The organism is Paucisalibacillus globulus DSM 18846 (genome assembly GCF_000482485.1).
Lineage (GTDB): Bacteria > Bacillota > Bacilli > Bacillales > Amphibacillaceae > Ornithinibacillus > Ornithinibacillus globulus.
This window is the reverse complement of sequence record NZ_AXVK01000028.1, coordinates 99,795-125,167: the sequence shown is the minus strand read 5'-3', so window position 1 is coordinate 125,167 and position 25,373 is coordinate 99,795. Positions and strand designations below refer to the sequence as shown.

The window sequence follows — 25,373 nt, the reverse complement described above, 5'->3', positions numbered from 1 at the left end:
CTTGAGATATCATATTTCCGAATCGCTTCATCTTGAGAATATTCTCCAGATAGATACTCCTCTACAGCTCTGACTTTTAATTCCTTGGAATATCTTTTCCATGTTTTTGATTCCTCTAACCCACTTAGTCCTTCCTTTTCAAATTTTTCTTTCCATTTATAAAAAGTGTTTTTTGAAATTTGATATTTGAAACATAATTGCCTAAGTGAATAACCTTCATTTTGATAGGCCATTATTACTTCATACTTAAAGTCGCTTGGATATGATCTATTAGACAAAAAAACTCCCCCTAAGGTAAAACAGATTTTTATTTTTTAATCTGTCTACCTTAAGGGGAGCATATCAAGAAGATCGCCTTTTCTAATGGTAAAATCATTAATATTATTTTTGGAATATTAATATTTATGTAGAATTTATTCAGCTAAGGATTAGATAGTTGAAGAAGGAATTGAGTAATTTCCCATCGAATTAAATAAACAGGTTAGTTTAAGTGGGTGAGAATTTGTCAGATAAAAAATATGACTTATTAAATGCATTTCCAACAGAACTGGAAGATGATGTTTTTACAGTTTTAAATAAGATTATTAAAACAAGTGATTTAGACTTTTCCAATTGTTTTGAGGTTGATTTATGTAAAAGTAAGATGATGATACCTGAAAGAATTTACTACGATGAACCTTCAATATTAGAATTCAATTCCTTAACAGAAAGGCAAAAAGTAATCTTAAGTTGTTTATTTACAAGGCATCACAATGGTTTTATTAGAGAAGATAATTTAAAAAAGATTGTTCATCAAAGTAATGATTATAATTGAATTATTCCCTATTTAATTCGTTTAATTGGCGAATATATCCCTGAAATTTTACAAGTAATTAATGCTAATTTGAAGCAAATTAACAAAAACATAATTATAGATTTCATTTCACAAAATCCACGATTTTATAATACAACTGTAAGCCAAGTAGTTAGTTATTGGAATTGTTATTATCGGGATAAGTATCCAAATATAAAGGATTATGTCGGCTATGAGATTATTGAATATATCAATTCTCTCTAATACCTTTTTATTCAACTATCAGGGCATTAATTCAATAGGTTCAACTTAATAATTATGATAAATATGATAAGGTTCGAGGTGTGCAATTGATGATTAGAGCTATCTATACTGGTGATGTTCGGTTTAATGAATGTAATGTATTTGAATATGATAATCAAACAAAAATGTTTCAAATGATAAACGATAAAGAAATAGCCTATTCTTTTGAAACGGTGATGGAAGATGAGGATTTTATTATTTTTTTAACTAATGGTGATGTTGTATATCAAATGGATACAAAAAATAGAGCTAATATAGAAAAGTAATTTTAGATTTCTCCATTTTTAAAGTAACGGGTGCATTACTTCAAGAAGGGATGTTAGTTCCGTTAGTAAACTATTGGGGCAGGATAGTGAATGAAGCAAATGAAACTTTTGGGCTTATTATACGTACTTAAAATATAACCGAAAAGTAAATTGGAGGCGTCTATATTGAAAAAATATATTATTTTTGCGATTAGTTTTATAATATTGTTTTCAATATTTCAGGTTTTATATGGTGTGCTTTTAACATTTATGTATACACCTAATATAGAAGAGGGTTGGAATATGAGTGGTAGTCTATCCAAAGCAGTTGTTATTACAGGTAGTCATAGTTCCTTCTTACCAACATTATTGATCGCTTTTCTTTCTGCAACTATTGCATACTTTGTACCGAAGAAAATCATAAAAAATAATGACAAATAAGAGTTATAAGTTATTACATTAAAGGATGCTTTAGCGGAAGATATAACTTGGAAAGAAGGTTAAGCAAATGGAATTGCTATTTTTAATTATAATTTTTGCTGGTCTCTTTGCTATATTTGATGCAATTAGAAAAGTTAATAATAACATCCTTAATCAGACTGAAGAGCTTAAAAAAATACATGAGGAATTGACCAAAAATAATAATAAGTAGACTATTGATGTTAAACTATTGCGATCTTTAGTAGAAGAATAGAAAAGTATCCAATATGCTTGAGGTAAACTATTCCTAAAAGCGTATTTTTTTGTAGTGAAAATGATTTTAATGAAGTATTAATTGTATCTTTCGCAGCATTTTAACACCACAATTAACAGTGCATTTATCAAGCAATTTTCACTTATAATAATTGCTATATTAAAGTACATAAACCGTTGATAGAACCATAAATGATAACAGGCGAAATCTTATGCGATTTGCCCCTGTTAATTTTAATGTTTATCTAGATTTTGTACCTTATAACAGAACCGTTTATGAGATGATTGAATAGATTTTTTATTGAATTAAGTATAGACTAGGGCTTCTATCATAACTTAGTTAATTTAACTTACTATGCTATAATAATACCGAACGATGTACGAGATGGAGGAAGAGATATGCAGCGTGGGACTTTCCAATTGATGAAGTCTGTAAATAAATCAATCATTCTAAACAAAATACGAACATCAGAACCGATATCTAGAGCCCAAATAGCTAAGCAGACAAAGCTCACTCCGCCAACGGTTAGTAGTATTGTCAAAGAATTAATCGAACAAGATATGGTAAGAGAAAGTGATCTTGGTGAGTCTAAAGGTGGAAGAAAACCAACCATGCTGCTCATCAATCATGAAGCATTTTATGTTATTGGGGTCGATGCAGGTCCTGATTCCATTCATTGTATCCTAACTAATTTGTCTGGAGAAATAATTGACCGAGCGGAAAGTAAATTGCAGGCGAATCTATCTAATGCCAAATTCCTAGAAGTCTTGATTAATAGCATCCACGTATTATTTAGATCCATCAATAATCGGGATAAAATTATTGGAATTGGTGTTGCGATGCATGGTGTTGTAGAGGTAGATACAGGTACCTCACTTATTGCCCCGAATTTAAAGCTTAGTAATATACCGATCAAAGCGGAACTTGAAAAGGAATTTGGCCTATTAGTTAAAGTTGAAAATGATGCTAGAGCAATGGCGCTTGGTGAGTCATGGTTCGGTAATCATGGGGAATTAACAAGTATGATGGCTGTAAATCTCGGACTAGGTGTAGGTGCTGGAATAGTATTAAATGGGAAATTATATCATGGGGCAGAGAATATAGCAGGGGAAATAGGCCATATGGCTATCGATATGAATGGGGATGTTTGTGAATGTGGGAACCCTGGGTGCCTGCAAACCTTGGTTTCGGGACCAGCTATTGCAAAGCGGGCAAACAGAAAAACGGGAGAGGAAGTATTTCAATTGGCCACTTCCGGTGATCAGGATGCCATCGAAGTCCTCGAAGAAACAGGATTAATCTTAGGGATAGGTTTGACAAATTTAATTCATATCATCAATCCGGAATTAGTCGTGATAGGTGGTGGAGTTTCAAAGTCGAGTGCGTTTATTTTACCTACTATTTTATCGACGATTGAGAAACGAGCACTGACTATGAAAGCAAAGCGAACAAGAATTGTTATATCCGAATTAGGTGATAATGCTACACTGCTTGGTGCAGTAGCCCTGCTTTTGGTCGAACTTTTTGAACCCTTATAATATAGAGCTTAACCCCGACATAGGTATCATTTCTAGGTTAAGCTCTTTCTACATGTTCTAAACGATGGAATACTTGAATTTCCTACTTCACACTATGCCAAATGTAAATACAGTTTGTTTTTTATAAACTTGATTTTCTCCTAAAACAACGGTTGGCATTCTGTCGAAATGTAAGGATGCTGGGGATGCTTGTGTCTCAAAGCAAACGCCTAAATATTTTTCAGACTGGATTCCATCCTGATCTAAATCATCAACTATGCTATTTGATGTATACATAACCATGCCAGGTTGATTGGTTTGAATGGTGAGTGTGCGTCCACTATTAGATTCTGTTACTAAAACATTCGGATCTTGGTCAAAGATAAAGTAATGATCATAGCCATTACCAACCAGTTTATTTTGCTCGTAGTTAGAGTGAATACCATCTTCTAACATTCTACCTTGTCTAAAATCAAATGGTGTACCGTCAACAGAAACTACGTTGCCTGTAGGTATAAGATCGTGATTGAGCTCGATAAACTGTTGACTGTTCATCGATATATGATGATGGTGAATGGTATCTGATACGTTTCCGTTTAAATTAAAGTACGAATGATTCGTCATCGTTAGTGCTGTTGTTTTGTCCGTTGTTGCGTCATAATCGATGATTAATTGATTGTCGTTTGTTAAGGTGTAGGTTACGTTAGCCTGAATGTTTCCAGGATATCCACCTTCACCATCTGGACTGGTATGGGTTAGCTTCACACCTACTTGATCAATCGTTTGAAATGGTTCTGCTTCCCAAATCGCTTTGTGAAAACCGTTATTTCCACCATGTAAGTGGTGTTTTCCTTCATTTGCTTCTAAAAAAAAGCTCTCTCCATTATGTGTAAAGGAGGAATTTTGAATCCTTCCGGCAACCCTTCCAATAATCGCGCCAAAAAAGTTAGGATTTGATTTGTATTTCTCATGATTGTGGTAGCCAAGAACGATATTTTCCATGTTTCCATTCTTGTCTGGTACGATTATTTCCGTAATGATGCCACCAAAGTCTAGTAGACTTATTTTTACATCGTTATCATTTATTAACGTGAAAGAAGTCCAATTTTCGATTGTTTTGTTTGTTTGTATTTTCAAGTTACCCACTCCGCTTGTGATTTAATGCATGGATAAAACGTCTGAATGCTTTCATACCTGCTTCTGTTTGTTTGAAAACGCCCGCATGTTCTAGTGCAGCAACAAACTTTTTACCAAGTTCTTTCTGAATGATATCATCTGCCTCCATACCATCAGAAATTTGTCCATACGTTTGCTTTATTTCTTTTGCCCATTCTTGGTGATAGCTTTCCACGTTGCTTGTATTTCCAAGTAAATAGTTCTTCATCTCTCGTAATTCCGTTTTAAGTCTAGAAGGCAGAACGGCCAATCCCATTACTTCGATTAAGCCGATATTCTCCTTTTTAATATGATGTACCTCTTCATGTGGATGAAAGATTCCTAATGGATGTTCCTTAACTGTTCGATTGTTTCGTAATACAAGGTCAAGTTCGTATTGATTATCACTGCGAATTCTAGCAATCGGAGTGATGGTGTTATGTGGGATATCATTCGTAAATGCATGTATTTGTGCATTTTCATCTTGATAGGTTTTCCATGTTTGCAACACGTAATCAGCAGCATCAACTAATTCCTGTTTCTGATGACTCTGAAGGCGTAAAACAGATAAAGGCCATTTTAGTACTGCGCCATTTACGTTAGGAAAGCGATTTAGTTCAAAAGTAAAATCATCAGCAGCATGTTCCATTGCAAATGTATACCGCCCTGCTTGATAGTGATCATGGCTTAATATGGACCCACCCACAATTGGCAAATCAGCATTCGAACCAATAAAATAATGTGGGAACTTTTCTATGAATGTCAGCAGGCGAAGGAATCCTTGCTTATCGATTTTCATATCACGATGTTCCTCTGAAAGTAAAATACTATGTTCATTATAATAAACATAGGGAGAATACTGGAAATACCAGTTTTCATCCAAGATTGGAACTTGAATGATTCGATGGTTAGCCCGTGCTGGATAACCAGTTCTTCCTGCATAACCTTCATTTTCCATACATAATACACATGTTGGATAGGCTATTTTGTGCTTTATAGAACGTTCACGTTTTATTTGTTCCGGATCTTTTTCAGGCTTTGATAAATTAATGGTGATATCTAATGTTCCGTACTCGGTGGCTACTTTATAATGTATATTTTTTTGGATTCGGTTCATTTGAATATAGTTACTGTTTACACTTAGATGATAGAAATAGTCTGTTGCTGCTTTTGGTGATTCTTTATATTTACTGTTGAAAATCTCATTTATAACGGATGGCCGTGCCACAAAACAGTTCATGAGATTTGCTGAAAGAATTTCTTTATCATCTAATACATCTTCAATTAGATTATTCTTTATTGCATAGGCAATTATTCTTTCTAATAGATTAGGAATGGTATCCTTTGTTGCATGTTCTATCCTTTCAGGAAAGGTTTGTAGGTGTAACAGGTTTAGCACTTGGTTCTGAACATAAAATTGATCACTTGTTTCTATTAAGCTGACTTCCATTGCTTTCTCTATTAGTCCCGCAATATCTTGGAAGATAGTCATTTGATTGTTACTCCCCTTCATACCCATTTGGATGGTTTACATGCCAATTCCATGCATCCTCGATAATCTTCGTAATGGATGTACGTGTCGGTTTCCAATTTAGTACGGTCTTTGCTTTTTCCGAACTAGCAATTAACGTGCTTGGATCACCGGAACGACGCTCCCCAATTTTAACTGGTAACTCTTTTCTAGTAACATGCTGAGCAGTAGCTATGATTTCTTTTACAGAGAATCCTTGGTTACTTCCAAGGTTGAAAATATTACTTGGCCCCCCAGCTTGTAAATAGTCGAGAGCTAGTACATGTGCATCAATTAAATCTTCTACATGGATATAATCACGAATACATGTACCATCATGTGTATCATAATCCTCACCGAAGATGGTGATGTTCTCTCTCTGGCCAAGAGTTGTCTGTAATATGAGTGGGATGAGATGGGTTTCAGGACGATGGTCTTCACCAATTTCCCCGGATTCTCTAGCACCTGCAACATTGAAGTAGCGCAATGAAACATAGTTCATACCATATGCTAGTTCGGACCATTTCATCATCTTCTCCATGGCCAGCTTAGTATCCCCATAGGTGCTTGTTGGAGTGGTTGGCATTGTTTCGGTAATTGGTACAGATTGTGGTTCCCCGTATGTTGCCGCTGTGGAAGAAAATACAATATATTTCACATGAAATTCAGTCATGACTTTCAATAAAATTTGTGTGCCATATACGTTATTGTCATAGTATTGGAGCGGGTCTTTCATTGATTCCCCGACAAGAGAATTTGCGGCAAAGTGAATAACTGCATCAATGGATTCCTTTGCAAAAACATCTCGAAGGAAGTCGATATTGCGAATATCTCCCTGGTAAAATGTTGCGTCTGGGTGGATTGCCTTTTTGTGCCCAGTTATCAAATTATCAACAACAACGACATCTTTCTTTTGACTAATAAGTTGATACACCGCATGGGAGCCGATATATCCAGCTCCACCTAATACTAAAACACTCATTTAGAACACTCCCTCGTAATCTCCCTTGCTCCTTCACCGATAGAGGCTGTATAGAAAGTTGCATCGTATCCAATAGTTTTATAGTAAATCTCATTTACATTCCTTTTGAATGCTTCTATTCTATCTTTCTTAACAATTGCAATCGCACAACCACCAAATCCTGCCCCAATCATACGAGCACCAAGGACACCTTCCTTAGACTGGGCAGCGCTTACAATTGTGTCGAGCTCAAGTCCTGTTACTTCATAATCATCTTGAAGTGATGTGTGTGATAAGTTGATTAGCTTGCCTAACCCCTCAAGGTCAGCTTTCTGTAGTTTTTTCAATGCTTCAAGTGTCCGGGCATTTTCATATACTGCATGCTTTGCACGCTTTTGGTTTGTTGCGTCTTTAATTAGATGTTTATAGGTTTCAAATTGATCTGGTGTAAGCTGACAAAGATTTTCAATGGAGAGTTCAGTTTGTAAATCACTTAGTGCCTGTTCACATTGACTTCTCCTCTCGTTATAGTTGGAAATGGACAGGTCACGTCGCTTATTCGTATTTATAATGATAATGTTATAGTCATTTAGGTCAAGCAAAGCATAATGGTATTCAAGCGTTTCACAGTTTAATAGAATGGCATGATTTTTCTTTCCCATTCTTATTACAAATTGGTCCATTATACCAGTTTGAACGCCAATATAGTCGTTCTCCACTTTTTGGCCTAATTGAATCATTTCTATTGGGTTGATCTCTAAATCGTATAAACCTTCTAGAAGCACCCCTGTAACAATTTCAATGGATGCTGAGGAGGATAAACCAGCTCCATTGGGAATGTCTCCGTAATATAAAATATTCATTCCTTGGTTAAGTTCATGTCCTGATTTGATGATGTACTGAATCATACCTTTAGGGTAATTTGCCCAATGATGTTCTTCATTAAAGTTTAAGTTAGTGAGGTCACATTCAATTATTCCTGTTTCAGGAAAATTCATTGAAAAAAAACGTAATTTCTGGTCTGAGCGCTTTTCTGCTACCACATAGGTTCCGAATGAGATAGGAGCAGGGAATACGTGACCACCATTGTAATCGATATGTTCTCCTATTAAATTGATTCTTCCAGGTGCAAAGAATTGTCGTGGAACGGAATTGGTCTGAAAAACATTTTGATATTCTTCGATTAGGTTTTGATTCATGTAAAAACCTCCTGTATGTAATCAGCAAATATATTAGTTAATTAATTTAATTAACATTCTACTATGAAATAGAGAAAGATTCAATATGAAAAGCGCCATAGACAAAAAGCGCCGTGGGGACAGGTACCTCGGCTCATTGAGCCGAGGTACCTGTCCCCACGGCTTTTTTTCTAATTGCTTTCCGATAGCCTGAGGGGGTTTGTTCTGTTAATCGTTTGAATACTTGTGTGAAAAATGATTGTGATGAAAAGCCAATAAATTCTGTGATATCTGCAATGCTATAGTCTGTTGTTTCTAGGAGGATTTTTGATTCTCTAATGCGAACTTGATTGAGGTATTCTATAGGTGAGATGTCCATATCACTTTTAAAACGGTGTGCTAAGTAATATTTATTGATGTGACCTACTTCTGCTAGCTTATCTAATGTGATATCCTCTCTGTAGTTTTGGTTTATGTAATGTGTGATTATGGCGACAGATTTATTAATATTTTTAGGTTCGGTCTTCTTGATGGTGAAATTCTTTTCGCGTCTAAGCTTAACGATTAGTACCTCGATGATACTTTGACAAATAACTTCATATTCATCTCGGTGGTCCTTTATCTCGTGTAATAATGTATTTAAATAGAAAAGAACATCCTCTCGATCACCTTGATAAGTAAATAGTCCCATTTGTGAATCTGCTTCATCCTGAAGTTCAAATGATAGTCCTTCGATTCCTAAAGCAATATATTCTAAGGAGTCTTGGCTATTCGATTTCTCCGTATGTTCCACATTTGGATTGATAATAACTAAGTCATTTTCCTTAACAGGAATCTCATAATTTGGCAGTACGAAAAACCCTTTTCCCTTAACGATGTAAAATAATTCGGTAAAATGGTGTGAATGTTGCGTGCTATGCCATCCTTTATCATATTCTGAACGGGCGATATATAGTAGTTTAATAGGCATCTTTTTCGTATGGAAGTCTGTTACTTGATAAACCTCATGTGACAACAGGATAACCCCCTTCGATATTCTCCCCCCCATTTTAAAGTAGCAATAAATAAAAAGCAATATTCATAAAAAAGACAACAAGATGTTTATTGTGAAAGCGCTTTATGTGAGGGTATGATAGAAGTGTAGAAAAAAATAAGTATAGGGGGCGTTAATGATGAAATCTAAGAATCTATTACTAACCATATCATTTGTACTATTTTCGCTAGTTCTAGTAGCTTGTTCTGGTGGGGATGAAACGACTAGTTCAAAAGAAAGTGAAGGTAAGTCTGACGCAGATGGCAAGACAACCTTGCATATAGCTGCATTAGAATCTGCTTATGGTTCAGACATGTGGACAAAGATTACCGATGCATATGAAGCTGCCAATGAGAATGTGGAAATTGAACTTACGATTGAAAAGAATCTAGAAGAAATTGTCCGACCAAATATGCAAGCTGGCGAATATCCGGATGTTTTCTTACTAGCCACTGGTAGACCAGAAGCATTGACTGAAACCTTAATTAAAGAAGACGGCTTAGAAAATATTACAGACATTTTCGATAAGAATGTTTACGGTGAAGATGTAACGGTAAGTGACAAGTTATTGGAAGGATTTACGGACACGCTTGCAACGAATCCATATGGTGAAGGGGATACCTACTTAGCTCCTATGTTCTATAGCCCAACAGGATTATTCTATAATGCAGGACTTTTAGAAGAAAAGGGCTGGGAAGTTCCAACTACTTGGGAAGAAATGTGGGAGTTGGGTGACTTAGCAGCTGAGGAAGGAATTTCATTATTTACGTACCCGACAACTGGATACTTTGATACAGTGGTTGGATCTATGCTTTATGCTTCTGGTGGCACCGATTTTTATAACCATACCATGACATATGAAGATGGTGTTTGGGAATCGGAAGAAGCAACACGTGTATTAGAGACAATTGCAAAGCTAGCGGATTATACACATCCAAATACAGTAGCTAATGCAAATCCAAATGATTTTACGAAGAACCAACAATTAGTTCTAGATAATGAAGCATTATTCATGCCAAACGGAACGTGGGTTGTTGGCGAAATGGCTGAGGCTCCAAGAGCGGAAAACTTTGAATGGGGTATGATGCCAATTCCTGCCTTTGAGGATGGGGAAGACCGTTATGCATTTACTTTCTTTGAACAAATCTGGATTCCAGCTGCTGCAAGTAATAAGGATGCTGCAGAAGATTTTATAACATTTATGTACTCGGATGAAGCAGTGTCTATCTTCTTAGAATCTGGTGCGATTCAACCTGTTCAAGGTATTACAGATCTATTAGAAGGTGAAAACAAAATGTATTACAGCATCTATGACGAAGGAGTACTTCCAGCAATGGGAACATTTGCATCCACTGAACCTGTTCCAGGAGTGAGTATGGGAGATACGTTATATGGTGCAATCGATAGTGTGATGAGTGGTAATTTATCCTATGAGGACTGGCAAAAGAACATTGAAGAAGCAAGTGACAAACTTAGACCAGCTATGAACTAAGCCGTTTATATAGGAAAGTGTAATAAATAAAACGGTGAGTTTATTCGACTCGCCGTTTTATTTCGTGGCTAGGAAAGTATAAAGGCTTTCCGCATGTATAGAAAAACTAACTTGTCCATGAGTGTATGGAGAATATGAGTTTTTCTAATGAAGCGAGGTGTGAATGGTGAATAAGAAATGGTCAAGAAGATTTTTTATTGGTGTTTGTATTACTCCAGCTCTACTTTTATTGACGCTATTCATGGTTGTTCCAACCGTTCAGGTGTTTCGGATGTCCTTATATAGCTGGGGAGGATTTTCCAATAATCAGGAATTTGTAGGACTTAATAATTTCATTCTCCTTTGGGATGATATGAATTTTATCCGCTCATTTCAGAATTCGATCGTGTTGATTGTGTTTGTTGCACTCGCAACTATTATTATTGCGTTGTTTTTTGCTTATCTATTAACCAATGCGAAAGTTAAAGGTAGTAGTTTCTTTCGTATTATCTTCTACATTCCAAATATTCTTTCCATCGTTGTTATTGCAGGTATTTTCTCCGCAATTTATGACCCTGAAAGTGGATTATTAAATAATGTGTTCGGTATGTTTTCTCTTGAAAATCTAGAACAGAAATGGTTAGGGAATCAGAAGATTGTAATTTATAGTGTTGCGGGTGCATTGGTGTGGCAAGCAATTGGTTATTACATGGTGATGTATATGTCCAGTATGGCTAGTGTTCCAAAAAGCTATTATGAAGCAGCCTCACTAGAGGGTGCTGGGAAGATGCGGCAATTCTTTAGCATCACATTACCATTAATTTGGACAAATATTAGAACGACCTTAACATTCTATATTATCAGTACGATTAACCTTAGCTTCCTATTAGTAGAAGCGATGACAGGTGGGGGGCCGGATGGTTCGACAGAGGTCTTCTTATCTTATATGTATGATCAGGCATATACGAACTCAACATTTGGTTATGGAATGGCAATTGGTGTCGTAGTGTTTATCTTCTCATTTGTACTTGCGGCAATTGTTAATCGTATTACGAAGCGTGATGTACTTGAGTATTAAGGAGGTGGGCTAGATGAAGAAGAAGGCAAAAGGTCTTAGTACTGATTTTCTCTATAAATTATTTATTTACGTAGCTTTAATTACCCTTGCTGTTTCGATTATTGTACCGGTTGGTTGGGTGTTCTTGGCTTCTATTAAGGAAAATGCAGAATTCTATGGAAGTCCATGGAGCTTGCCAAAGGGAATCCATTTTGAAAACTTTATCGAGGCTTTTAGAGATGCAAACATGGGTGATTACCTGATTAACTCCATCATGGTTACGGGATTAGCATTATTAATTTTACTAATTGTTGCCCTACCAGCTGCCTATGTCTTATCAAGATTTCATTTCAAAGGGAGTAGGTTTATTCATTCTTTTGTAAAAGCAGGATTATTTATCAATGTTAGTTATATTGTCGTACCGATTTTTCTCATGTTATTGGATTGGGATACGGGCTTAAGAGCAATGATGGGGGATGGTTTCTTTTTAAATAATAGGGTGATATTGGCACTTATTTATGCTTCTACAGCACTCCCTTTCACCATATATCTATTATCGAGTTACTTTGAAACACTTCCTTCTGATTTTGAGGAAGCGGCAAGTATTGATGGTGCAGGGTACTTCAAGACGATGTTTTCCGTCATGCTACCAATGGCTCGCCCTAGCATTATTATTGTAGTTCTATTTAACTTCTTACTGTTTTGGAATGAATATATTTTAGCATTAACCCTCATGCCTGGAGAACATAAGACCTTACCAGTAGGCTTATTGAATTTAATGGCTGCGGAACGAGCCGCTGCTAACTATGGTCCTATGTATGCGGGAATGGTAATTGTGATGTTACCTACATTGATTCTATTTATAGCAGTACAAAAACGACTAACTCAAGGTATGACAGTTGGAGGATTGAAAGGATAGGTGGATGAAGATGGAAAAACAAAAAGGTAGAGTAACATTACCAACTGAGCAAAACTTCTTAAACGAAACGAAGGAATTAATGGCACGATGGGGCGCGGATGCAATCCGGGATAGTGATGGAACGAAACTAGATGAAGAATTAAAGAATTTAGATGCCAAAGTGTACACGACATATTTTGTAGCACGTGGTCATAATGATTTCGCTGAAAAGCACTTGGAGGAAATGCAACAACTGTATTTAATGTCGCAATATAATACGGCAAAGGACACGGAAATAGAAGTTGCATTTTTAGATGGATATTTTAAAGAGCAAATAATGGCTGACTATGTTCATGACCCTAAAGTATGGTGGGAAGTTATCGACCGAACTACTGGAAAAGTTGTGAGTACAGATAGTTGGGAAGTAAAGGAAAAGGAAAATATCGTAATTATTCATGATGCAAAGCCTTGGCATGAATATACGGTTTCCTTTTTAGCTTACATGAAATGGGATCCAACACAAATGTATAATCACATCACAAATGATTGGGGAGATAAGCCTCATGATATCCCATTTGATGTGCGGCAACCCCATTCTAATAAATTTGTTAAAGAACAATTAAAAAAATGGTTGCTTGAAAATCCCGATACAGATGTTGTTCGCTTTACGACGTTCTTTTACCATTTTACGTTGGTATTTAATAACTTAGGAAAGGAAAAATTTGTCGATTGGTTTGGTTATGGTGCAAGTGTTTCCGTTTTAGCTCTTGAAGCTTTTGAAAAAGAGAAAGGATATCGTCTACGACCGGAGGACATTGTTGATCAAGGATACTATAATACAACCTTCCGAGTTCCTTCTAAAGCATATTTAGATTATATGGATTTCATTCAGAATTTTGTTGCTAGGGAAGTGAAGGAATTAGTAGACCTTGTTAGGGAAAGCGGCAAGGAATCGATGATGTTTTTAGGGGATAACTGGATTGGTACAGAGCCATACGGCAACTACTTTAAGGAGACAGGATTAGATGCTGTCGTTGGAAGTGTTGGAGATGGTTCTACCTTACGTATTATTGCGGATATTCCACATGTGAAGTATACAGAAGGTAGATTCTTACCCTATTTCTTCCCGGATACATTCTATGAGGGGAATGATCCTGTCATCGAAGCAAATGAAATTTGGCTAAGTGCAAGACGCGCCTTGATGAGAAGTCCATTAGACCGAATTGGTTATGGTGGCTATTTGAGTCTAGCGTATCAATTTCCTAAGTTTGTCGATTTTGTTGAAAATGTAACGAATGAATACCGTGATATTTATGAAAAGATTAAAGATGTAAAACCGTATGCTGGTCTAAAAGTAGCGGTATTAAATTCATGGGGAAAACTAAGAACATGGCAAACCCATATCATTGCACATGGTAAACCATATAAACAGGCTTATTCTTACCATGGAATATTAGAAGCGCTTAGTGGTGCAGCAGTTGATGTTAGCTTTATTAGTTTTGAGGATGTCATCGAAAATGGTGTTCCGGAAGATGTCGATGTCATTATTAATGCAGGAGATGCTGGTACTGCTTTCTCTGGTGGCGAGAAATGGTTAAATGAAAAGTTAACTTCTACATTAAGAGAATGGGTCCATCATGGCGGTGGATTTGTAGGTGTTGGTGAACCAACAGCCATTCATCATGAGGGACGCTACTTCCAATTAGCCAATGTATTAGGCGTTGATAAGGAGTTAGGATTCAGCTTATCTACGAATAAGTACTTTGATAATCCTGTTGAATCCCACTTTATATCAGAGGACTTAACTGATTATGATTTTGGTGAATCAATGAATAGTGTGTATGCATTACGTGAGGAAACGGAGATTATTGAATACTCAAATGGTGAAATTCATCTTGCAAGTTCCCCATTTGGAAAAGGAAGAAGTGTCTATATTTCAGGGCTTCCATATAGTCTTGAAAATACTCGATTATTAATGAGAGCCATGAATTATGCAGCACATAAAGAAGATGAGTTTTATCAATGGATGAGTTCGAACATTAATTGTGAAGTTCATGCCTACCCAGAAGCGAATCGCTATGCAGTGGTAAATAATTCTAGTGAAAAACAGAACACGATTGTTTATGATGGCCATGGTAATAACTATGAGGTGACACTTGAACCAAGTGAAATCATATGGAGGGAGTATTCCCATGAAGGATAATGTCATGCGGATAGTAAAAATTGTGTTATTTTTCTTCAGCTTATTCCTTGTCTTTTGGGGACAAAAAACGGTTGGTAGATTAGATTTATTTGTTCAATTGATCGGACTCTCTGGTCTTCTATTTCTTCTTTGGGATTATAATAGGAAGTTTATTTGAACAGGCTGTTTTTCGTAAAGTTTGTTGGTTATTACTTTCGCAGTTGAAGGAAAATGTGCGGTAACTAGAGCCCTTACAACCAGAGCATGCGCCCGACTCGGGAAAACATGGGCTCTTACAACCAGAGCATGCGCCCTGATCAAGAAGCTAGGGTACTTGTTACCGCACAGTCTATACAAATTGAGTAATTAACAACAATCTTTTAGAAAATAGCCTTTGATTAAAACCAGGCTGTTTTCCATTGTTTATGAAAACAGCTTCCATCTTTGGTAGGAAAGTGAGGGATAGGGATGAAATATGCGATTGGTATTGATATTGGTGGAACGAAAATCGCAGCAGGAATTGTCAACGAAAAAGGGGATTTAATTCAAAAGGAAGTCGTCAAGAGTGATCCCTCTGATAAAGAAAACATGTTCAATCAGGTCATGGCTTGTGTGAAATTACTTCTAAATCATTCGAGTATTCCTCTACAGGAGATTTATGGTGTTGGGGTCGGCATTCCTGGAAAGGTTGATATACAGAAGGGAGTGGCGGTTTTTCAAAATAATTTACCTTGGCGCAACTTTCCGATTGTAGAAAGGCTAAAGCAAGAGTTGAATATCAGCAATATTGTTATCGATAATGATGTGTATATGGCAGCTTTTGCAGAATGGAAACATACAAATCTAGGGGAAAAGGATCTATTAGTATATTGTACGGTTAGTACAGGAATTGCTTGCTCGACCATTCAAGGGGGGAAGTTTATTAGAGGTGCAGGATTTGCAGGTGAATTGGGATTAGTTCCGGTTTATACACCCAGAAAAGAAAGCCACCTCAATAGGCTTGAGCTTATCGCTTCCGGTCCAGCATTAGAAAAACATGCCATAGCCGTTTATGATAACGACTCGATGTCGACAGAGGATTTATTCTCGTTGTATACCGATGGAGATGATAAGGCTATTACGTTATTAGATGAATTTGCCGCCTCCTTAGCACATGGGATTTATATGATAACTAGTTTACTAGATCCACATCTTATCGTATTTGGGGGAAGTGTAATTACTCATAATCCATTTGTAATAAATTTAGTAAGAGAAAAATTGGCCACATTAATCATCGAAGAACAGAATCATAGTTTACTAGATATGACAGTTAGTAATTTAGGAAATGACCAAGGAGTTATCGGAGCCGGTTTAAGAGTGATGGATCTATCCTAGCTCAATGGATGAAGAAATCTTACTAGGTAGTTAGGGGACAAACTGACCCATTAAGCCCCCTTCGTTTTTCTAATAAAAGGAGTGTTCGTATGAGTATATTAGTTTTAGGTGGGGCCGGTTATATTGGCTCCCATGCTGTATATCAATTAATAGACAGAGGGGAACACGTCATTGTTATCGATAATTTAGAAACTGGTCATCAAAAGGCAGTTCATCCAGAGGCCATATTTTATCAAGGGGATATTCGAGATAAAACCTTTCTCTATTCTGTATTTGAAAAAGAGTCGATTGAGGCTGTCTTTCATTTTGCAGCGAACTCCCTTGTTGGGGAATCCATGGAAAAGCCGCTGAAGTATTTTCATAATAATGTTTATGGTATGCAAGTCTTGTTAGAAGCGATGGTGGAAGCGGATGTGAAACGAATTATTTTTTCTTCTACTGCAGCATTGTATGGTGAACCGGCTGTCGTTCCCATTTCAGAGGATACGATTACAAATCCTACTAACCCATACGGTGAATCCAAGTTAATGATGGAAAAAATAATAAAATGGGCAGAGAAATCGTACGGTATTCATTATGTTTCCCTCCGTTACTTCAATGTTGCTGGTGCTAGAGGAACAGCTGAAATAGGGGAAGATCATCGTCCAGAAACCCATCTTATCCCTATTATTTTACAAACTGCTTTAGGAAAGCGATCCCATATAGTGGTGTTTGGTGATGATTATGATACGCCAGATGGTACCTGTATACGTGACTATGTACATGTTGAGGACCTTATTGATGCTCACCTTTTAGCATTAGATTATTTGGAAAAAGGCGGTACTAATACCGTTTATAATCTAGGAAGCAATGAAGGATTCTCGGTAAATGAAATGATCGAGACTGCACGAAAGGTAACAGGAAAGGACATACCTACTCAGAAAGGTGAACGAAGACAAGGGGATCCGAGTACATTAATTGCCAGTTCTGAAAAAGCAAGAAAGGAACTGGGCTGGAATCCAACCCGGTCAACGGTTCAACAAATTATCCAAGATGCTTGGAACTGGCACTCCTCAAAACCAAATGGTTACGAGAAGGGGGAATTAGGGTGATTTATCAAGATATGGAACAGTTAATACATCAGGCAAAAGAAGAGGGACTAATCGATGAAATGGACAAAGTTTATTGCCGTAATCGAATCATGAGTTTATTGGAAATAGTGGACTATCCTGATATATCGGTACCACCGACAAGGGAGACGATTCCCGATATTCTTGAACGAATTATTCTATGTGCCATTGAAAAAGGTATTATTCAAGACGTATTTGATGATAAAGAAATCTTATCAGCAACGATCATGGACTGTCTCATGCCTAGACCATCTGAGGTAAATAGATCCTTTTATGAGAAGTACAAGGAATCACCAAAAGCAGCAACAGATTATTTTTATCGTCTAAGTAAAGGCAGTAATTATATCCAAATGAATCAAATCAAAAAAAACATTTCTTTTAAAACGGAAACAACTTATGGCCTAATGGATATTACGATAAATTTGTCAAAACCAGAAAAGGACCCAGAACAGATAAAACGGGAAAAGGCGATGAAACATTCCGGTCTTACCTATCCGAAATGTCTATTATGTATAGAAAATGAAGGCTATTCTGGAAGAACAGGTCATCCTGCTCGTGCAAATCATCGCATCATAAAGGTTCCATTAGGGAAAGAAAATTGGTATTTACAATATTCGCCATTTGTCTATTATAACGAGCATTGTATTATACTTTCTGAGAATCATAGAGATATGAAAATTGATCGATTATCATTCGAAAGATTACTAGCTTTTACAGATCAATTCCCACATTATTTTGTTGGATCCAATGCGGATTTACCAATTGTCGGGGGATCCATTCTTAGCCATGATCATTATCAAGGTGGCAGGTATGAATTTGCGATGATGAAAGCGGAAGATGCGTTTACTTTTGACCTTCCTGCCTTTCCAATGATGGAGGCATCAGTATTAAAATGGCCAATGTCCGTGATCCGACTTCAAGGGTCCAATGCAGATAGTATGATAGAGGCAGCTGATTTTATTTTAAATAAATGGAAGAATTATTCAGATGAAGCTGCGAATATCGTTGCTTACAGTCAGGATACACCTCATAACACGATCACACCAATTGCAAGGAAACAGAATGGTAAATTCGAATTGAATCTCGTCTTACGAAATAATCGTACATCCGATGAACATCCTTTAGGTATATTCCATCCTCATGCCGATGTTCATCATATTAAGAAAGAGAATATTGGATTAATCGAGGTTATGGGCCTAGCAGTTTTTCCACCAAGATTAAAAAATGAATTGGAAGAGATAAAGAATTTTATCCTCAATCAGCCTTCCCATATAGAGGACTATCATTTGGAATGGGCAACGGAAATAAAAGAAAGATACCCTTCCATAACCCATGCTATCGAAGCTGAAGAAATCATTCAACAGGAGCTGGGGAAGAAGTTTGTTCGAATTCTAGAGGATGCAGGGGTATTTAAAGACGTGGATTCGTTTATGAGATTTATTAATGAGTTAGTGGTGAATTGATATTGATATCAAGCTGTGAAGGAAGTTCTTTGTGAAATTCTTTAATCCTGGAAGAGTATTTAAAGTAAACTAATTAGAATATATGAGAATACCCCTGAATGGTGTGCCATGAAGGGGATTTTTTTGTTCTAGAAGTACAGAATCCTTGCTGCAAGGGGAGCATTAATCAGAAACGGTCACCATGGCCAAGATTTAGTATAATAATGAATTTTTAGCGGAAAGTAGTAAATGAAGGTAATTATTAGCTTACCGAACTAATTATTTGTTACCATATACCTATCATAGTTTTCTTTATTATTGAATTTTGGTGGAAGGATGTCTTTTTTTTATGATTTCTGAAAGGAATATTTTCCCTGTTCTTCGGGATATGAGGTATTTTGAGAAAATCCTTAATAGTCAACATGAAATTGTTGTGTTTTTGGAAACTCGTGTTTCCCAACTAAAGGATTTAGTAAACTTTGCTCACCAACATAATAAAAAAGTGTTTGTACATGCTGATCTTGTAAAGGGTCTTAAAGCAGATGAATACGGGATTGAATATTTGGTTCGAAATGTGAAAGCAGATGGTATTATATCTACAAGAGGAAATGCCATTTCGTTTGTGAAGAAAAATAATGTAATTGGTATTCTACGATTGTTTGCTTTGGACAGCCATGCATTGGATAATAATTTAAAGATGTGTAAAAAAGTTCAGCCCGATTATATTGAAGTGTTACCTGGTATTCTCCCTGGAATTTTAACAGAGGTTCATGAGAAAACGGGAGTACCTGTCATAGCGGGTGGTTTAATTCGGTCCGAGCAAGATGTTTTATACGCACTTGAAAATGGCGCTAAAGCAGTTAGCACATCCAATCCCGAACTTTGGCAACTATAAATATTGTAGAATGGTGTTGACAACGTTTTCATGTTTGTGTAAAATAGTGTTTCAAGTTAATTAATGTGATAGAGACCACGAGCCCACACTACTAGTATATGTCTTAGACGAGATGTATGCTGCGTTAGGTGTGGTTTTTTTGTGTTTATATTGCAGCAAATGTTAATAACTTGTTGGCTAGTGGAATCCATTATAGTATAGGGGGATGTCGGGATGTCTGAATTTACAGCGGAACTAGTTGGTACCATGATTCTTATCGTTTTTGGTGGTGGTGTAGTAGCAACTAGTGTATTGAATAAGTCAAAAGGTAATGGTGCAGGATGGGTGCTAATCACACTCGGTTGGGGACTTGCGGTAACTTTCGCAGTCTATGCTGTTGGAAGTGTATCGGGTGCCCATGTTAATCCAGCTGTTACACTAGGGTTTGCAAGTGTCGGAGATTTTCCTTGGGAGAAAGTGCCAACCTATATTTCTGCCCAAATAATCGGGGCGTTCATTGGAGCAGTCATAGTTTACTTTGCATTTTTACCTCATTGGAGAGAAACGAAAGATACAAGTACAAAATTAGCTGTCTTCTCAACGGATCCAGCTGTGCGTAGCCCACTATCAAACTTGGTTACAGAGTTAATAGGTACTTTTGTTCTAGTACTTGGATTGTTGTTTATAGGAATTAATGATTTTACAGAAGGATTGAATCCGCTTGTGGTTGGTTTGTTGATTGTCGCAATTGGGATGTCCATAGGTGGACCTACTGGATACGCAATTAACCCTGCCCGTGATTTAGGTCCAAGAATTGCTCACGCTTTACTTCCTATTCCTGGCAAAGGAAGTTCTGATTGGGGATATGCTTGGGTCCCGGTAATTGGGCCGATTTTAGGTGGTATTTTTGGTGCCTTTTTCTATAAAGCTATTTTTGAAGGTGAATATTCTCTAGGATTTTGGGTGATAAGTGTTATTGTAGCAATCATTTTAATTGCTGCCGCTTCAATAGAATTGACTAAAGCTAGTAAAGAATCAAAATCTGCATAATTGTTAAGGGGAGAGTTTTTATGAGTAAATTTATTTTATCCTTAGATCAAGGAACAACAAGTTCTCGGGCAATATTATTTAATCATGATGGAGAAATTGTTGAATCCGCACAAAGGGAATTTGAACAGTTTTTTCCAAAGCCTGGTTGGGTGGAGCATGATGCGAATGAAATTTGGACATCCATCCTAGCTTGTATCGCTGAGGTTTTGGTAAAAGCAGATGTGGATCCAGAACAACTTGCTGGGATCGGAATTACGAACCAAAGGGAAACAACTGTTGTTTGGGACAGAAATACTGGAAAACCAATTTATAAGGCAATTGTATGGCAATCTCGTCAAACAGAAGGCATTGTACAGGAGCTAAGAGAGCAAGGGTATAATGATTTGTTTAAAGAAAAAACAGGACTTCTATTAGATCCGTACTTCTCTGGTACAAAAGTTAAGTGGATTTTGGACAATGTAGAAGGTGCTAGAGAGAGAGCGGAAAAAGGAGAACTTCAGTTTGGTACAATTGATAGTTGGTTAGTTTATAAATTATCCGGTGGAAAAGTCCATGTAACGGATTACTCCAATGCATCCCGTACACTTATGTTTAATATTTATGATTTAAAATGGGATGATGAGTTACTTGATATTTTAACTGTGCCAAAAAGTATGTTACCAGAGGTTAGACAATCTTCTGAAGTGTATGCAAACACGGCGGACTATCATTTATTAGGCAAAGAAGTTCCCATTGCAGGTATTGCCGGGGACCAACAAGCTGCATTATTTGGACAAGCATGTTTTGATGAAGGAATGGTTAAAAATACGTATGGTACAGGCGGGTTCTTACTGATGAACACAGGAGTTGAGGGTGTTCAATCGGAAAATGGTCTATTAACAACTCTTGCCTGGGGTGTTGACGGGAAGGTTGAATATGCTTTAGAAGGTAGTATTTTTGTTTCTGGGTCCGCTATTCAGTGGCTACGTGATGGCCTAAAGTTAATTGAAAGTTCATCAGAAAGTGAAACCTATGCAACAAAAGTAGACTCAACAGATGGTGTTTATGTTGTCCCTGCATTTGTTGGTTTAGGTACACCGTATTGGGATAGTGAGGCGCGTGGAGCTGTGTTCGGTTTAACTCGTGGTACTACAAAAGAGCATTTTATTCGTGCAACACTTGAGTCACTAGCTTATCAATCGAAAGACCTTGTCGATGCTATGGTTGCTGACTCAGGTATTGATGTTAAATCACTACGTGTAGATGGTGGTGCAGTTAAAAACAATTTCCTTATGCAATTTCAAAGTAATCTTTTAGGTGTTCAAGTTGATCGACCTGTTATCAATGAAACAACAGCATTGGGTGCAGCTTACCTAGCAGGTCTAGCTGTTGGCTATTGGAAGGATAAAGAGGAAATAGCTAAGCAATGGAATATTGATCACACCTTCCAACCTGATATAGAAGAAGATAAACGCGATGAATTGTATAAAGGATGGAAAAAGGCTGTAGAGGCAACACGAGTATTTAAATAAAAGATGACATTTTAAATGTCTTCCATTTTGGTAATGTCAATGTTATAATGAAGATAAGTTAATATGTTGGACGGAGAATCTTGAGAGACCACAGTACTCTATTTTTTATAGAGTGTTTTGTGGTCTCTTTTTTCGTCTAGATGGTTACGATAACTAATGAAGTGACGGGTTTTTCATAAAAAGGAGAGATTGGTATGTTTTCAAGCTTAAATAGAAATGATATAAAAACGAAAATAAATGATGAAGCACTCGATTTACTTGTAATCGGTGGAGGAATTACAGGTGCAGGAATCGCACTTGATGCTGTGACTAGAGGAATGAAAGTTGCGGTTGTTGAAATGCAGGACTTTGCAGGTGGAACATCCAGTCGTTCAACTAAACTTGTTCATGGTGGTCTTCGTTATTTAAAACAATTTGAAATTGGTGTAGTAGCAGAGACTGGAAAGGAACGAGCAATTGTCTATGAAAATGGGCCCCATGTTACCACTCCGGAATGGATGATGCTTCCTTTCTACAAAGGTGGTACATTTGGTCCTTTTACAACGAATATCGGTTTACGTGTATATGATTTCCTTGCGGGTGTAAAGAAAAGTGAAAGAAGAAAAATGTTTAAACCGGAAGAAGCAGTCAGACGTGAGCCTTTATTAAATACCAAAAATCTAAAAGGTGCCGGTTATTATGTAGAATACAAGACAGATGACGCACGTTTAACAATTGAGGTGATGAAGAAGGCTGTTGAAAAAGGTGCACTTGCAATAAATTATATGAAAGTGACGAACTTGGTCTATAAGAATGGCAAAGTTATTGCGGTAGAAGTAGAGGACCAGATAGATGGATCCACACAAAAGATTATTGCCAAGAAAATTGTTAATGCGGCTGGACCATGGGTAGACACTTTACGTGAATTGGATAATTCAAAAAAAGGGAAGTATTTACATCTTACAAAGGGAATTCATCTTGTTTTCGATGAAGAACGTTTCCCATTAAAGCAAGCAGTTTACTTCGATACGCCTGATGGACGAATGGTTTTTGCTATTCCTAGAGAAGGAAAAACATATGTCGGTACTACAGATACTGTTTATACAGGGGATATCGCACATCCGGAAATGACAATAGAAGACCGTGATTATGTCTTAAAGGCTATTGATTATATGTTTCCTAACGTGAAAATAAAGCCAGAAGATGTAGAATCAAGTTGGGCTGGTTTGCGCCCACTTATCCACGAGGATGGGAAAGACCCTTCAGAAATTTCTCGTAAAGATGAAATTTTTGTATCTGATTCAGGCTTCATTTCTATTGCTGGTGGTAAACTAACAGGTTACCGCAAAATGGCCGAAAGTATTGTTGACTTGGTTGGAAAACAGTTGCACGAAGAAGAAGGAAGAACATACCCAAGTACGCAAACGAAGGAGTTACGTATTTCTGGCGGTGATGTTGGTGGATCTGCAGGTTTCGAAAAGTTTATCAACAAAAAGGTGTCTGCTGGGGTGCAACTAGGTATAAAAGAAGAACTGGCTAAAAGTATAGTTAAGCGATATGGTTCAAATATTGATGTGGTTTTTGAGATTTATCAACGTGAAAAAATCAATGCCGAAGCTGAAAATATGGATCCATTTGTATTTGCAATGCTTCGTTATGCTTTAGAGTATGAACTAGCATACAAGCCAGTTGATTTCTTCATTAGACGTACAGGAGCACTATTCTTCAATATCCATTGGGTCGAGGAACATAAAGACCCAGTAATTGCCTATATGGCAAAAGTTTTCAGCTGGTCAAACGTACAGATTCAAAAGTATACGGAAGAATTGAATCAGTTAATGTATGAAGCAACACATCCGGTTGAAGCGTAGGGACAGATGGTCCAAATGATTCGTCTTCCATGAAAAAAATTAGCATGGGGAACTAAAAGCCTTTGCTGTTCGCAGCTGGGCTTTTTTCTGTGCGGATAAGATGAAGGCATAATAATGTGGTATTCCTAGCATTCAAGTATATTTTACCGATTAAAACCTTGGGAGATCTTATGCTATAGTATAAAAAGAGGTGAGTGAAATGCACGTAACGAAAGTGTACCAAAGTGGAGAAAATGATATAAACGAAGATGCATATGTATTAAATAGAAGTAATAAAATATATGCTGCTATTGATGGCTCAACTGGTTTAGCAGGAATTCCCGGTTATATTGCTTCACAGACTATTCAGGAAGCACTTATACATGAGAACCAGTCTATATCTTTATTTGAACGAGTAGAAGCTGGGAATAGAAATTTAGCTGAACGCTCTGTAACTTATTATCAAGAAAATCTTGGTGAAGTTAGCACATATGAACAAATACCAAGGAATCAAAGAGGTTCAACTAGTATTGCAGCCATCCAATTGGAACGTTCAGGAGAATACTTTGATTACATACAGGCGGGAGATTGCATGATTTTCATGCAATATGACAGTGGTGATATACGAAAGGTAACATATGATTTGGTTCAACTTCTGGATAGAATTGCTTTAAATGAGTTGGTAAAATTTCGATCCGAAGAAGGGAATGAGATGCTAAATTTGAAAGTGTTGAGGAAAAAGGTCAATCCCATATTACTAGAAAATCGAAAAAAATTAAATACACGTGATGGGTATGGGATTATTGATGGTAGTGAAGATGCTATTAACCATTTGGAGTATGGTAGAATTCCCATGAGGAGGGTGAAAAAGATCTTGCTACTAAGTGATGGGCTTACTATGCCAATAAATGACTTAGAGCAGGATGCGTGGTTATTATCAGCGCAATATGCATTTGCTTTTGGGGTTTCTGGGTTATTAGAGGAAGTGGGAAAAAGAGAAATGGATGACCCAGATTGTGTTAGATACCCTAGATTGAAATATCAGGATGATAAGACTGGGATATTGTTGGAATTTTGATATAGTTGTTTTTAAGCATAGAGGTAGTTTGTGACTTTCAATAAAAATATAGGAAAGCCTTTACATTTATAAAATTATGTTTTATACTAAATTCAGGTGGTAATGACCA

At 36.9% G+C, this 25,373-nt stretch carries 23 protein-coding genes; 17 read left to right on the top strand and 6 right to left on the bottom strand.

From position 1 onward, the window contains the following. The coding region (locus tag K332_RS0109080) for a transposase (protein WP_026907170.1) at window positions 1-278 on the bottom strand (278 nt) is incomplete at its 3' end. 224 nt (window positions 279-502) lie between these two features. On the opposite strand from K332_RS0109080, the gene K332_RS23255 reads away from it, so the two are divergent. From K332_RS23255 to K332_RS0109055, 4 genes are all read left to right on the top strand, one after another. Next, on the top strand, window positions 503-814 hold the full coding sequence (locus K332_RS23255) for a hypothetical protein (protein WP_051359404.1): 312 nt from the start codon (window positions 503-505) through the stop codon (window positions 812-814). Window positions 815-1,146: 332 nt separating this feature from the next. Next, window positions 1,147-1,362: a hypothetical protein gene (locus K332_RS0109070; RefSeq protein ID WP_026907169.1), complete on the top strand. Its 216-nt coding sequence runs from the start codon at window positions 1,147-1,149 to the stop codon at window positions 1,360-1,362. Window positions 1,363-1,527: 165 nt separating this feature from the next. Beyond that, window positions 1,528-1,782: a hypothetical protein gene (locus K332_RS0109065; protein ID WP_026907168.1), complete on the top strand. Its 255-nt coding sequence runs from the start codon at window positions 1,528-1,530 to the stop codon at window positions 1,780-1,782. A gap of 651 nt (window positions 1,783-2,433) precedes the next feature. Next, the gene (locus K332_RS0109055) at window positions 2,434-3,573 is read left to right on the top strand and encodes an ROK family transcriptional regulator (RefSeq protein ID WP_026907167.1); all 1,140 of its coding nucleotides are present in this window, start codon (window positions 2,434-2,436) and stop codon (window positions 3,571-3,573) included. A gap of 87 nt (window positions 3,574-3,660) precedes the next feature. Here K332_RS0109055 and K332_RS0109050 read toward each other — a convergent pair whose 3' ends face one another. The 5 genes from K332_RS0109050 to K332_RS0109030 all read right to left on the bottom strand — a co-directional run bounded on the left by K332_RS0109050 (window position 3,661) and on the right by K332_RS0109030 (window position 9,371). Beyond that, a complete protein-coding gene (locus K332_RS0109050; RefSeq protein ID WP_425414453.1) occupies window positions 3,661-4,698 on the bottom strand; it encodes an aldose epimerase family protein in 1,038 nt (345 codons plus the stop codon). After that, window positions 4,691-6,199, bottom strand: a complete 1,509-nt coding sequence (gene galT, locus K332_RS0109045; protein WP_026907165.1) for a UDP-glucose--hexose-1-phosphate uridylyltransferase — start codon at window positions 6,197-6,199, stop codon at window positions 4,691-4,693. The genes K332_RS0109050 and galT (K332_RS0109045) overlap by 8 nt, the downstream gene beginning before the upstream one ends. A gap of 7 nt (window positions 6,200-6,206) precedes the next feature. After that, complete coding sequence (galE, locus tag K332_RS0109040) at window positions 6,207-7,199, bottom strand: UDP-glucose 4-epimerase GalE (protein ID WP_026907164.1); 993 nt, start codon at window positions 7,197-7,199, stop codon at window positions 6,207-6,209. After that, complete coding sequence (locus K332_RS0109035) at window positions 7,196-8,377, bottom strand: galactokinase (protein WP_026907163.1); 1,182 nt, start codon at window positions 8,375-8,377, stop codon at window positions 7,196-7,198. Before K332_RS0109035 ends, galE (K332_RS0109040) begins: the two co-directional genes overlap by 4 nt. 133 nt (window positions 8,378-8,510) lie before the next feature. Then, the gene (locus tag K332_RS0109030) at window positions 8,511-9,371 is read right to left on the bottom strand and encodes a helix-turn-helix transcriptional regulator (protein WP_026907162.1); all 861 of its coding nucleotides are present in this window, start codon (window positions 9,369-9,371) and stop codon (window positions 8,511-8,513) included. Between the two features lie 154 nt (window positions 9,372-9,525). Here K332_RS0109030 and K332_RS0109025 point away from each other — a divergent pair, with 154 nt between their 5' ends. The 13 genes from K332_RS0109025 to K332_RS0108965 all read left to right on the top strand — a co-directional run bounded on the left by K332_RS0109025 (window position 9,526) and on the right by K332_RS0108965 (window position 25,264). After that, entirely contained in the window at window positions 9,526-10,881 is a 1,356-nt protein-coding gene (locus K332_RS0109025; protein ID WP_245604653.1) for a carbohydrate ABC transporter substrate-binding protein, read from the top strand. Window positions 10,882-11,044: 163 nt separating this feature from the next. Beyond that, entirely contained in the window at window positions 11,045-11,938 is an 894-nt protein-coding gene (locus tag K332_RS0109020) for a carbohydrate ABC transporter permease (protein WP_245604652.1), read from the top strand. Window positions 11,939-11,951: 13 nt separating this feature from the next. Next, window positions 11,952-12,836: a carbohydrate ABC transporter permease gene (locus tag K332_RS0109015; protein WP_026907159.1), complete on the top strand. Its 885-nt coding sequence runs from the start codon at window positions 11,952-11,954 to the stop codon at window positions 12,834-12,836. Window positions 12,837-12,846: 10 nt separating this feature from the next. Continuing rightward, on the top strand, window positions 12,847-15,018 hold the full coding sequence (gene gnpA / locus K332_RS0109010; RefSeq protein ID WP_026907158.1) for a 1,3-beta-galactosyl-N-acetylhexosamine phosphorylase: 2,172 nt from the start codon (window positions 12,847-12,849) through the stop codon (window positions 15,016-15,018). Next, on the top strand, window positions 15,008-15,175 hold the full coding sequence (locus tag K332_RS24195; RefSeq protein ID WP_169727360.1) for a DUF6903 family protein: 168 nt from the start codon (window positions 15,008-15,010) through the stop codon (window positions 15,173-15,175). Before gnpA ends, K332_RS24195 begins: the two co-directional genes overlap by 11 nt. A 290-nt stretch (window positions 15,176-15,465) precedes the next feature. Next, window positions 15,466-16,371, top strand: coding sequence for an ROK family protein (locus tag K332_RS0109000; RefSeq protein WP_026907157.1), 906 nt, complete (start codon window positions 15,466-15,468; stop codon window positions 16,369-16,371). A gap of 89 nt (window positions 16,372-16,460) precedes the next feature. Then, window positions 16,461-17,462, top strand: coding sequence for a UDP-glucose 4-epimerase GalE (galE, locus tag K332_RS0108995; RefSeq protein WP_026907156.1), 1,002 nt, complete (start codon window positions 16,461-16,463; stop codon window positions 17,460-17,462). After that, the gene (gene galT / locus K332_RS0108990) at window positions 17,459-18,943 is read left to right on the top strand and encodes a UDP-glucose--hexose-1-phosphate uridylyltransferase (protein ID WP_026907155.1); all 1,485 of its coding nucleotides are present in this window, start codon (window positions 17,459-17,461) and stop codon (window positions 18,941-18,943) included. The genes galE (K332_RS0108995) and galT (K332_RS0108990) overlap by 4 nt, the downstream gene beginning before the upstream one ends. Window positions 18,944-19,271: 328 nt before the next feature. Further along, a complete protein-coding gene (locus K332_RS0108985; RefSeq protein ID WP_026907154.1) occupies window positions 19,272-19,817 on the top strand; it encodes a glycerol-3-phosphate responsive antiterminator in 546 nt (181 codons plus the stop codon). A 213-nt stretch (window positions 19,818-20,030) separates the two neighbouring features. Further along, window positions 20,031-20,846: an MIP/aquaporin family protein gene (locus K332_RS0108980; RefSeq protein ID WP_026907153.1), complete on the top strand. Its 816-nt coding sequence runs from the start codon at window positions 20,031-20,033 to the stop codon at window positions 20,844-20,846. A gap of 20 nt (window positions 20,847-20,866) precedes the next feature. Next, a complete protein-coding gene (glpK, locus tag K332_RS0108975) occupies window positions 20,867-22,357 on the top strand; it encodes a glycerol kinase GlpK (RefSeq protein ID WP_026907152.1) in 1,491 nt (496 codons plus the stop codon). 194 nt (window positions 22,358-22,551) lie between these two features. After that, the gene (locus tag K332_RS0108970; protein ID WP_026907151.1) at window positions 22,552-24,207 is read left to right on the top strand and encodes a glycerol-3-phosphate dehydrogenase/oxidase; all 1,656 of its coding nucleotides are present in this window, start codon (window positions 22,552-22,554) and stop codon (window positions 24,205-24,207) included. Between the two features lie 199 nt (window positions 24,208-24,406). Continuing rightward, on the top strand, window positions 24,407-25,264 hold the full coding sequence (locus K332_RS0108965; RefSeq protein WP_026907150.1) for a protein phosphatase 2C domain-containing protein: 858 nt from the start codon (window positions 24,407-24,409) through the stop codon (window positions 25,262-25,264). The last annotated feature ends 109 nt before the right edge of the window (window positions 25,265-25,373 follow it).

What these genes read in the sequence shown, in the direction of transcription:
- K332_RS0109070 (WP_026907169.1), top strand. Translation starts at nt 1,147, where the DNA reads ATGATTAGAGCTATCTATACTGGTGATGTTCGGTTTAATGAATGTAAT.
- K332_RS0109055 (WP_026907167.1), top strand. Translation starts at nt 2,434, where the DNA reads ATGCAGCGTGGGACTTTCCAATTGATGAAGTCTGTAAATAAATCAATC.
- galT (WP_026907165.1), bottom strand. Translation starts at nt 6,199, where the DNA reads ATGACTATCTTCCAAGATATTGCGGGACTAATAGAGAAAGCAATGGAA.
- galE (WP_026907164.1), bottom strand. Translation starts at nt 7,199, where the DNA reads ATGAGTGTTTTAGTATTAGGTGGAGCTGGATATATCGGCTCCCATGCG.
- K332_RS0109035 (WP_026907163.1), bottom strand. Translation starts at nt 8,377, where the DNA reads ATGAATCAAAACCTAATCGAAGAATATCAAAATGTTTTTCAGACCAAT.
- K332_RS0109025 (WP_245604653.1), top strand. Translation starts at nt 9,526, where the DNA reads ATGATGAAATCTAAGAATCTATTACTAACCATATCATTTGTACTATTT.
- K332_RS0109020 (WP_245604652.1), top strand. Translation starts at nt 11,045, where the DNA reads ATGGTGAATAAGAAATGGTCAAGAAGATTTTTTATTGGTGTTTGTATT.
- K332_RS0109015 (WP_026907159.1), top strand. Translation starts at nt 11,952, where the DNA reads ATGAAGAAGAAGGCAAAAGGTCTTAGTACTGATTTTCTCTATAAATTA.
- gnpA (WP_026907158.1), top strand. Translation starts at nt 12,847, where the DNA reads ATGGAAAAACAAAAAGGTAGAGTAACATTACCAACTGAGCAAAACTTC.
- K332_RS24195 (WP_169727360.1), top strand. Translation starts at nt 15,008, where the DNA reads ATGAAGGATAATGTCATGCGGATAGTAAAAATTGTGTTATTTTTCTTC.
- K332_RS0109000 (WP_026907157.1), top strand. Translation starts at nt 15,466, where the DNA reads ATGAAATATGCGATTGGTATTGATATTGGTGGAACGAAAATCGCAGCA.
- galE (WP_026907156.1), top strand. Translation starts at nt 16,461, where the DNA reads ATGAGTATATTAGTTTTAGGTGGGGCCGGTTATATTGGCTCCCATGCT.
- K332_RS0108985 (WP_026907154.1), top strand. Translation starts at nt 19,272, where the DNA reads ATGATTTCTGAAAGGAATATTTTCCCTGTTCTTCGGGATATGAGGTAT.
- K332_RS0108980 (WP_026907153.1), top strand. Translation starts at nt 20,031, where the DNA reads ATGTCTGAATTTACAGCGGAACTAGTTGGTACCATGATTCTTATCGTT.
- glpK (WP_026907152.1), top strand. Translation starts at nt 20,867, where the DNA reads ATGAGTAAATTTATTTTATCCTTAGATCAAGGAACAACAAGTTCTCGG.
- K332_RS0108970 (WP_026907151.1), top strand. Translation starts at nt 22,552, where the DNA reads ATGTTTTCAAGCTTAAATAGAAATGATATAAAAACGAAAATAAATGAT.
- K332_RS0108965 (WP_026907150.1), top strand. Translation starts at nt 24,407, where the DNA reads ATGCACGTAACGAAAGTGTACCAAAGTGGAGAAAATGATATAAACGAA.